This window comes from Dissulfurispira sp. (genome assembly GCF_036745535.1).
Lineage (GTDB): Bacteria > Nitrospirota > Thermodesulfovibrionia > Thermodesulfovibrionales > Dissulfurispiraceae > Dissulfurispira.
In genome coordinates, this window is sequence record NZ_DAIOFX010000069.1 from 1 (window position 1) to 8,366 (window position 8,366).

The window sequence follows — 8,366 nt, forward strand, 5'->3', positions numbered from 1 at the left end:
TTTATGGCGGTGGGGGACATCCACCACAACCCTGCATCTCATAATCTGGTCGTAATATGTATCAAGCTTCTCTGCTTTCTCGCGGATGTCTTCCCTGATAAAATCGTTTAGCTCGATATTGTGGGCCGTAATCTGCAACTGAACTTTCATTGTCTCCCTCCATAAAAAATAATATTCCTGTTATTAAATTGTTGAGGGGTTATACCCCTCGGTAGAAATAACTATTAAAATATAGCAAAATATACTGAAAAAAGATATTGAGTTGAGGTGAAAATGGAAAAGCTTTCGAGGAACAGGGTGATTGAACTATCGGCAAGCACCGGCGATGTTTCGGGATTTGACCTTTCGGGAATGGATCTGAGCGGGCTTGACCTTAGCGCAGTAAGCTTCAGGGGTTGCAAACTCGCAGGGGCGAAACTGGACAAGTCGAACTTCAGCATGTCAGATTTTGAGGATGCAGACATGTCTGGCTGCGATTCAAGCAGTTCCAACTTTGCGGGTGCAAACATGAAAAGGGCAAATCTCTCAAAATCGGACATGAGTTTTTCCACATTTGTCGGAGTCGATTTTTCAGAGGCGAATCTGTCTGAGGTAAATTTTAAGGTCTCCCATTTATCATCTGCCAATTTCGAGAGGGCAATGCTTCAAGGAGCGAACCTGCAACAGACAGATGCCATTTTATCACGATTTGCAGGCGCGGATCTTTCCAATGCGCATATATTCGGTGCAAACATGATAGGGACTGATTTTTCGGGAGCCAACCTTCAAGGCTCCAATCTCGATAAGGTTGATTTCAATGCAGCGAATCTTTCAGGTGCTGACCTCAGAGATGCAACAATGCTGGATATCAATCTCCGAGCCGCTGATCTCACCAATGCAGATTTAAGGGGAGTACGCCTTAAATTGTCTGATACGACAAGGGCAAAATTTGATGGCGCGAAGATGGATGAAAAATTGAAGAAAGAACTCGCAAGGAAAATCTAGAGAGTATTTAAAAACGCAATTATATTCAGCACATCCTCATCCGGCAGATATGAGAACGAGGGCATATCTTTATAAGGATTTCGTATCTGATTTGCAATATTCTCAGGTGTTGCTGGTTTTTTGCTTGCAGGGAGCATAGGATTTTTTAAAATGCCTTTATGCCCTGGTCCCACGCCCCATTCCATGCTATAAGCATCATGGCAGAAATAGCATTTCGATTCGTATAACTCCTTCCCTTTTCTTATGCTTTCTTCATCTGTTTTGGCAATAATTTTGGCAACTGTGGGATTTTCATGTTTTGTCTCTATTCCGTTTAAGTTAAAAGGCTCGGTGCCGAATTTGGTTGCAAGAAGGTAATATCCTCCTGACGTGCCTGTCATGCCAAAAGTCAAGAGTGCAATCAAAAGTCCTATTGTCTTAACATGCCCGTAGAACTGTCGGTAAATCCTTATAAAGGAGATTTTCAGGCCGAACAAGACTATGACCGTGAGTGCGAATACAAAGTGAAATGCAGCCCGCGGTGAAAGTTCAGCCTTTGCTTGCAAGATATAATTCAGACAAAAGTAGGCTATAAAAATGTATAAGGCAATATAGATTATTCCGTTCGCTTTATGTATCTTTTTCAGTTTTTCGATGTTATACCTTTTTCCATCTCTTCCGAATACCTCGAACATAGTAAACATGACAATAACTGCGAGGACGACCATAACAATGGAGAGGATGGATTTTAATAGGAGAATCGGCACTAATGCCTCCCTGATAAGGAAAATGGGAAAGGCAGTATGCCTTTCCCATTTAAATTTAGCTTTAGCAGCCTTCGATAGCCTTTTTCTTCTTAGGCGTTTCTTTGTCCATCTTCATGCCTTTTAACGACTTAATATAGGCGACTATATCCTTCATCTGCTTCGACTTCGGATCGATAGCCTTTCCTTTAAGAGCCATTTCGATGCAGAAATTTACTGCCTCCTCGAGGCCCTTCTGTTTTTTGCCCATTATGCCGAACTCTTTCTTGTCGGCAGACTTTTCCAATCCTTTGCCGTCAGGATGGCATGAGTTGCATGATTTTCCTGCTGTGCCTCCTCCAAATTTCGTGTCATTGAAAAGGGTTTTCCCGCGCTCCTCGGGAAGGTGCATTTTTGCATAGGCGAAGGAGAAGGCCAGTCCGAGGACTATAAGCGACAGCAATACTATCTTTAAAGTCTTCATCTTTTCGCCTCCTTTCTTTAGCGAGTCTTTAATAAAATTCTACTAAAAAAAAATGCATTTTGCAATAAATATCTATGTTTGTGATTTCTTTACGAAAATGAAAACTTTACAGATATACGATATATTCTTACTTGAATCCGTAATCAATCATCATGTGTCTTTACGGTTATGGTTTTTACATCGACTATACGGCTGCACTATTTTTTAGTTAAAATAATAGCTACATCATGATGGATCTTATAAAGGACATACATCCGATAGCGCAGGCAATCCTTGCCACATGTTTTACATGGCTTGTAACTGCAATGGGCGCAGCCGTTGTTTTTATGGCAAAGGGCATTAACAGGAAACTGCTTGACGGAATGCTCGGCTTTGCCAGTGGTGTTATGATAGCTGCAAGCTACTGGTCTTTGCTTGCGCCTGCCATAGAGATGTCTAAAGACATGGGTATCCCCAAATGGTTTCCTCCTGCTGCTGGGTTTTTGATGGGAGCAGTTTTTCTAAGGATTATCGATAAGATACTCCCGCACCTTCATATGGGCCTTCCAATGAAGGATGCAGAAGGCATCAAGACGTCATGGAGGAGGACTACATTATTAATCCTTGCTGTAACGCTGCATAATATACCGGAAGGTCTTGCAGTGGGTGTTGCATTCGGTGCTGTTGCAGCAGGTCTTCCATCTGCTACATTGACAGGTGCAATAGCCCTTGCTGTTGGCATAGGACTTCAGAATTTCCCTGAAGGCATTGCTGTATCAATGCCGCTCAGACGTGAGGGAATGTCGCGGCTGAAGAGTTTTTGGTACGGGCAGTTGTCTGGTATAGTAGAGCCTGTTGCAGGCGTAATAGGCGCTGCTGCGATTATGCTTTCGAGGCCGATTTTGCCTTACGCATTGAGCTTTGCAGCAGGTGCTATGATATTTGTTGTTGTGGAAGAATTGATCCCTGAGTCGCAGAGGGGAGGGAATACAGATATCGCAACAATGGGTGCAATTGCAGGATTTTTAGTGATGATGGTTCTTGATGTAGGATTTGGGTAGGATTAATAAAACTCTTTTAATGTGTTTTCTATTTTTGCTATATCAAATGGCTGTCTCACAAGAGGGATGTCTTTAATTACCAGTATCCTTTCCTCAAAAATCAGTCTATTATTCTTATAGATTATCCCTATGGGAATTCTGTCTCCCCATTCAAGTGCCTTTTTGAATGCCTCAATTCTGTCTTCGGGATTATATTCTGGTTCTATGTGATAGACCCGCTGACGATACCATTCGTAGGTATTTATCTTATTGAATGTAACGCACGGCTGTAAAATATCCACGAGTGCAAACCCTTTATGAGTAATTGCCTCTTTTATCAATCCCTTTAAATGTTCCGTATCGCCTGCAAATCCCCTTGCAACAAAGCTGCAATCAAGAGCTACTGCCAGCGCCATGGGATTAAGCTCTGCTGAAAGCACGCCGAAGGGCTGGTTCTTTGTAACCATTCCCTCCATGCTCGTTGGAGACGCCTGTCCTTTTGTGAGCCCGTATATCTGATTGTCATGCACAAATAGTTTTATATTGATGTTTCTCCTCATGGCATGCATGAGGTGGTTTCCTCCCTCTCCGTAGCAGTCTCCGTCTCCTGCGACAGCGATTACGAGCATGTCGTGATTTGAAAGCCTTATGCCTGTTGCGACAGGGAGCGTCCTTCCGTGAAGGCCGTTGAATGTATTGCATTTAAGGTAATGCGGGAATTTCCCTGCCTGACCTATTCCAGAGACTATGGTGAACTGATGGGGCTCTCTGCCGAGTTCCACCATGGCATCCTTGAATGTCTTCAGGATGCTGAAGTTGCCGCATCCCGGGCACCAAGCAGGATTCCGGCCTTTATAATCATCTGATGAGGGCATCTATCTCTCCTATCAAATATTCCACTGTAAAAGGTCTGCCATCGAATCTATTAATCAGCCTATTGAATGTGTATCCTGTTTCTGCTTTTATTAGCCTTGCAAACTGGCCTGTGGCATTGTTTTCAACACATATGGTCATCTTTGCATCCTTTAATGCCTTCAGGTAATTGAACTTGTTCGTTGGAGGGAACGGATAAATCTCGCTGAAATGAAGCATGGCAATATCCCAGTTCGCTGAAAGCTCATCTACCGCCTCTTTCATAACTCCATAAGTAGATCCCCATCCTGAAACCACTATCTCTGGATTAGAATGGCCGTAAATCGAAGGCGGCTTGATTTCTTTTCGTATTAAAGGCAACTTTTTAAAGAGCCTTTTATTCACCATCTTTATCCTTGTCTCTGCATCTTCCACTATATGCCCTTCTTCGTCATGCTCATCGCTGTCTGTCACGACAGGGTGTTTTGCATCTCCGGGAACGCCCAATGGCGATACACCGTTATCTGTGAATGCATGCCTCTTGTATTCTGTGAGCTTTTCAAAGGCTTCACCCCTCAGCCTATAGTCAGTGTATTTTATTTTGCTTGAATCAAATCCATCGAATGTCCACTGTGAATCTGCAAGATATTGGTCGGTAAGAATTAATACAGGTATCTGGTATTTTTCCGCAATATCAAAAGCCTTATTTGTGAGATAAAATGCCTGCTCCGGTGTGCCGGGGGCAAAGATTACCCTTGGAAATTCCCCGTGTGCAGTGTATAAGGCAAATTGCAGTTCCGCCTGCTCTGTCCTCGTAGGAAAACCTGTTGCTGGTCCCGGCCTCTGGGCAAGGGCTATGACTATGGGCGTCTCTGTCATGGCAGCCAGAGAAAGCCCTTCAACCATTAATGCAAAGCCGCCGCCGGAGCTTCCGGTCATTGCCCTTACTCCTGCGAAGGAAGCACCCAGAGCCATATTGATTGCTGCTATTTCGTCCTCTGCCTGCTCAACGACAATGCCGTACTCCTTTGCCTTGCCTGCAATATAGAGCATTATCCCTGTTGAAGGCGTCATGGGATATGCTGCATAGAACTTGCATCCCGATGCAATGGCGCCAAGTCCAATGGCGTCATTGCCAGCTATCAACATTCTTGGCTTAGAAATCGGCGCTACAGAGAAGGAACATTTAATACATTCCTTTACAGCATAGTCATGCCCTGCTATTGCAGCGTCAATATTTGCCTTTATAATATCTTCGCCCTTCTTTTTGAATGTGACTTTTATAATATCGAGTAAAATATCCAGTTCCATTCCGAGCATTCCCAATACTGCACCTGTCGCAACGGTATTTGCCATTATCTTGTTCCTGCCATGCTCGACGGCAAGATTTACGAAAGGTATATCGAGAAAATAGGATTTTTCGTGCCTCTGTTTTAATGTTGCTGAATCATAGATTATCTGTCCGTATTCGGAAAGCTCTTTTTCATGCTGCTCTATGCTTTCTTTGTCTAATGCAACCAGTATGTCGATTTTATCCCTCGATGCCATTACAGGTTTCTCGGAGAATCTGATCTGGAAGAAGTTATGGCCGCCCCTTATGCGTGACTCATAATCCTGATTGGTAAATACATGATAACCTGCCCTTGAAAACACACGTGCAAGGGTATCCCCTATGGTCTGTATGCCCTGTCCTGCCTCACCGCCTATTTTTATCGAATAGTCCATACGTTTAAAAGTATATAGCAAAAGGAATCGGGTTGCAAGAAAAAAGCAAAAAAACTATTGACAAACGGGTTAATAATAGTTACTATTAGTTCCTAAGAAATATTAAAGATTGTTATTAGTTATTTTTTATTTCTAATAGTTACTATTTAAAATGGAAAAAAAGGTAAAAAAAACGAGAAAGCCAAAGGAGAAACTGAAGGTGAAGGCAGTTCTTGTCAGATTCACGAGTGCAGACTTTGAAAAGCTTGAGGAGATGGCGGATGCGCTGCAGATACCAATTGCAGCGGTTATAAGACAATATGCAATTAAGGGCATTGCTGCCGGACAGAAATAAAACCAATTACAAGGAGGAAGAAATTGAAACTACTGCACATCGGATGTTGGGGGGGACTTCAGGAAAAAGTACGGGCACGAGGTTGCGGCATGGGCAAGGAGCGAGGCCGAAAGAAAAGGAATAAGGCTTGAAGACGACACGGAGGTTTTTTACGATGCCCATAATCACGCGGAGCCGGTCATCTATTTCGACAAAGAGGCGGTAAAAGAGACTATAGGCTGCGCCGTAGACCTGAGCAAATACTGGCTCAAAAGGAAATGTGCGCCGAAGAAACAGGCTCACGGCGAAAACCAGATGCATTTTTACTGGGCAGAACAATATTAAAAGACGTAGAATGGTGCGAGAGAGGGGAGTTGAACCCCTACGGTTGCCCACTGGATCCTAAGTCCAGCGCGTCTGCCAGTTCCGCCACTCTCGCTAAATGATTTTAAAGGATTTTCAGATTCGAGGTCAAACAGCGCAGAGCCGCAGCGCTACAGAATTACAATAGCCGTTTAGGACTTCCACGCTCGTTATCAGAAATTTCAGCCCGCATCTATTCATAAACTTTGTTATGCCGGAAGACAAAGCATTTCCACTTCATTTTCGAAAGGCATCCGGCCTTTCTCCGAAGCTGCGACAGCCCGCTTAAACATCCGTGTTGCGCTTGGGCTGTCGAAGTCGCTCCAATACTTTGCCTTCCAGCAGGGCTATCGTAGATTTGTGAAAATCGACTATGCAAAGTATTTGCACGCTTCATCATAATGCAAGCCCCAAAAGTGTATTGTGGCACTCGTTCACGTCCATCTGGTTGTTAGATGATTTGTTTCATATTATTCTTTTTTAATCTTTAAATAGTTCTGCTGCTGCCAGAAGACAAGCTCTAATAATTAGTTCTTCCGGTATTGTTTCAAATGTTTTTTGTTGATTGATATTGTTCTGCATTCGGAGTCACCACAAACATTGCAACATCGGCTTTGACCAACATTAGCTCCAATCCATTCTTCCAAGGGTCTTCCGCTAATCCAAATTCGGTTTGATTGAAGAGGATCTTTTCTGAATGCTTTAAGGTCTATTGTTTTTGATTCTAATTCTGTTTTAATGCCAAGTTCTGCCAGTGCTTTTTGAAGTTTTTTGAATGCAGTTTCAATGGTTCCGCCTGTATCTCTACATCTATCGCAAGTTTGGCCAGTCTCATTTGTGAGTCTTTGCCATCGAATCGTTAATGTTTTCATTTTATCTTTCACTTTTATATTTATTCCACATCTTATACATTTATATGCCGACAGGCAGAGTGAATCAAGGTTTTTACGGGAAACGTATGGGAAAAGTCTTTGAAATAGGGCGATTATGCAGCTTTTTGTTTAAATTATAATTATTATGCCGACGCGGTATGAGATTTACAGTTTTTGTTATGCCGGAGCAATTCGATAAACTGCAGTAAAAATGCAGATTCCTCTTGTAACCTTATTTTGTTGCTAATTATCCTCTGGGCGTGTTATTCTACATATAGAGTTTCAGAAGTTTTTTTGTCCACAAGAGGCCACAAAGACTTTTAGCTTTGTGGCTTTTTTTCTATTTGTGTCCTTCTGAAAGTTCAATTCACACATAAGGAGGTACACAACTGATGGAAGGAACAGTAAAGTGGTTCAACGATTCAAAGGGTTTTGGCTTTATCACAAGCGAAGACGGCAGTGATGTATTTGTCCACCATACATCCATCCAAGGCAACGGGTTCAAATCCCTTGCCGAGGGTGACAGGGTCAGCTTTGATACCGAAAAAGGCCCTAAGGGTCCCAAGGCAATCAACGTTACAAAAATTTAGTTTACTGACAATTAACTAAAGAAGGCCCCTTGCGAAGAGCAGGGGCTTTTCTTTTGAGGAGTTCAAGGAATTTATGGAATTTAAGACATTTGATTTTCACTCCCTGGTCGAGGCAGGGGTCAAAGCCGAAGGCTATATTATGCCGACACCTATTCAGCAGCAGGCGATCCCGCTGCTCCTTAATGGGCGTGATATTATGGGACTGGCACAAACCGGCACCGGAAAAACCGCCGCCTTTGTACTGCCTATCCTGCACCGGCTGCTTCAAGAAGGAGGCCGCAGGCACGTTCGGGCGCTTATTATCGCTCCCACCCGTGAACTGGCTGAACAGATTCACGAGTCAATCCGCAGTCTGGGAGGGCGAACAGGCCTTAGAAGTGTTACCGTCTATGGCGGCGTAGGTTTTAATCCGCAAGTGGAAAAGTTGAAACGCGGCGCCGAA

General features: G+C 43.4%; 11 protein-coding genes and 1 tRNA gene. 5 read left to right on the plus strand and 7 right to left on the minus strand.

Features of this window, described 5'->3' with window-relative positions; translation table 11 throughout:
* The coding region (locus V7L97_RS13065) for an HPF/RaiA family ribosome-associated protein (RefSeq protein WP_442891811.1) at nt 1–150 on the minus strand (150 nt) is incomplete at its 3' end.
* Nucleotides 151–273: 123 nt separating this feature from the next.
* Here V7L97_RS13065 and V7L97_RS10005 point away from each other — a divergent pair.
* Entirely contained in the window at nt 274–984 is a 711-nt protein-coding gene (locus V7L97_RS10005; protein WP_333655568.1) for a pentapeptide repeat-containing protein, read from the plus strand.
* Here V7L97_RS10005 and V7L97_RS10010 read toward each other — a convergent pair.
* Entirely contained in the window at nt 981–1,730 is a 750-nt protein-coding gene (locus V7L97_RS10010; protein ID WP_333655569.1) for a c-type cytochrome, read from the minus strand. The genes V7L97_RS10005 and V7L97_RS10010 overlap by 4 nt on opposite strands.
* 61 nt (nt 1,731–1,791) lie before the next feature.
* Nucleotides 1,792–2,190 carry a hypothetical protein gene (locus V7L97_RS10015; protein WP_333655571.1) on the minus strand — a complete coding sequence of 133 codons (399 nt, stop codon included), beginning with the start codon at nt 2,188–2,190 and terminating at the stop codon, nt 1,792–1,794.
* 230 nt (nt 2,191–2,420) lie between these two features.
* On the opposite strand from V7L97_RS10015, the gene V7L97_RS10020 reads away from it, so the two are divergent.
* Complete coding sequence (locus V7L97_RS10020; RefSeq protein ID WP_442891812.1) at nt 2,421–3,230, plus strand: ZIP family metal transporter; 810 nt, start codon at nt 2,421–2,423, stop codon at nt 3,228–3,230.
* A gap of 2 nt (nt 3,231–3,232) precedes the next feature.
* On the opposite strand, the gene V7L97_RS10025 is transcribed toward V7L97_RS10020, so the two are convergent.
* Both V7L97_RS10025 and V7L97_RS10030 read right to left on the minus strand, forming a co-directional pair.
* The gene (locus tag V7L97_RS10025; protein WP_333655576.1) at nt 3,233–4,084 is read right to left on the minus strand and encodes a 2-oxoacid:ferredoxin oxidoreductase subunit beta; all 852 of its coding nucleotides are present in this window, start codon (nt 4,082–4,084) and stop codon (nt 3,233–3,235) included.
* Entirely contained in the window at nt 4,068–5,786 is a 1,719-nt protein-coding gene (locus tag V7L97_RS10030; RefSeq protein WP_333655579.1) for a 2-oxoacid:acceptor oxidoreductase subunit alpha, read from the minus strand. Before V7L97_RS10030 ends, V7L97_RS10025 begins: the two co-directional genes overlap by 17 nt.
* 151 nt (nt 5,787–5,937) lie before the next feature.
* Here V7L97_RS10030 and V7L97_RS10035 point away from each other — a divergent pair, with 151 nt between their 5' ends.
* Nucleotides 5,938–6,120: a hypothetical protein gene (locus tag V7L97_RS10035; protein WP_333655582.1), complete on the plus strand. Its 183-nt coding sequence runs from the start codon at nt 5,938–5,940 to the stop codon at nt 6,118–6,120.
* Nucleotides 6,121–6,455: 335 nt separating this feature from the next.
* Here the strand turns inward: V7L97_RS10035 and V7L97_RS10040 are convergent.
* A tRNA-Leu gene (locus tag V7L97_RS10040) sits at nt 6,456–6,538 on the minus strand.
* A 451-nt stretch (nt 6,539–6,989) separates the two neighbouring features.
* Complete coding sequence (locus tag V7L97_RS10045) at nt 6,990–7,346, minus strand: DUF2703 domain-containing protein (protein ID WP_333655585.1); 357 nt, start codon at nt 7,344–7,346, stop codon at nt 6,990–6,992.
* Nucleotides 7,347–7,723: 377 nt separating this feature from the next.
* Here V7L97_RS10045 and V7L97_RS10050 point away from each other — a divergent pair, with 377 nt between their 5' ends.
* Nucleotides 7,724–7,924, plus strand: coding sequence for a cold-shock protein (locus V7L97_RS10050; RefSeq protein ID WP_442891813.1), 201 nt, complete (start codon nt 7,724–7,726; stop codon nt 7,922–7,924).
* A 73-nt stretch (nt 7,925–7,997) separates the two neighbouring features.
* Nucleotides 7,998–8,366: DEAD/DEAH box helicase (locus tag V7L97_RS10055; protein ID WP_333655589.1), on the plus strand; the 369-nt coding region annotated here is incomplete at its 3' end.

Excerpts from the sequence above, each read along its gene's own strand:
- V7L97_RS10005 (WP_333655568.1), top strand. The coding sequence starts at position 274 with ATGGAAAAGCTTTCGAGGAACAGGGTGATTGAACTATCGGCAAGCACC.
- V7L97_RS10015 (WP_333655571.1), bottom strand. The coding sequence starts at position 2,190 with ATGAAGACTTTAAAGATAGTATTGCTGTCGCTTATAGTCCTCGGACTG.
- V7L97_RS10020 (WP_442891812.1), top strand. The coding sequence starts at position 2,421 with ATGGATCTTATAAAGGACATACATCCGATAGCGCAGGCAATCCTTGCC.
- V7L97_RS10025 (WP_333655576.1), bottom strand. The coding sequence starts at position 4,084 with ATGCCCTCATCAGATGATTATAAAGGCCGGAATCCTGCTTGGTGCCCG.
- V7L97_RS10030 (WP_333655579.1), bottom strand. The coding sequence starts at position 5,786 with ATGGACTATTCGATAAAAATAGGCGGTGAGGCAGGACAGGGCATACAG.
- V7L97_RS10035 (WP_333655582.1), top strand. The coding sequence starts at position 5,938 with ATGGAAAAAAAGGTAAAAAAAACGAGAAAGCCAAAGGAGAAACTGAAG.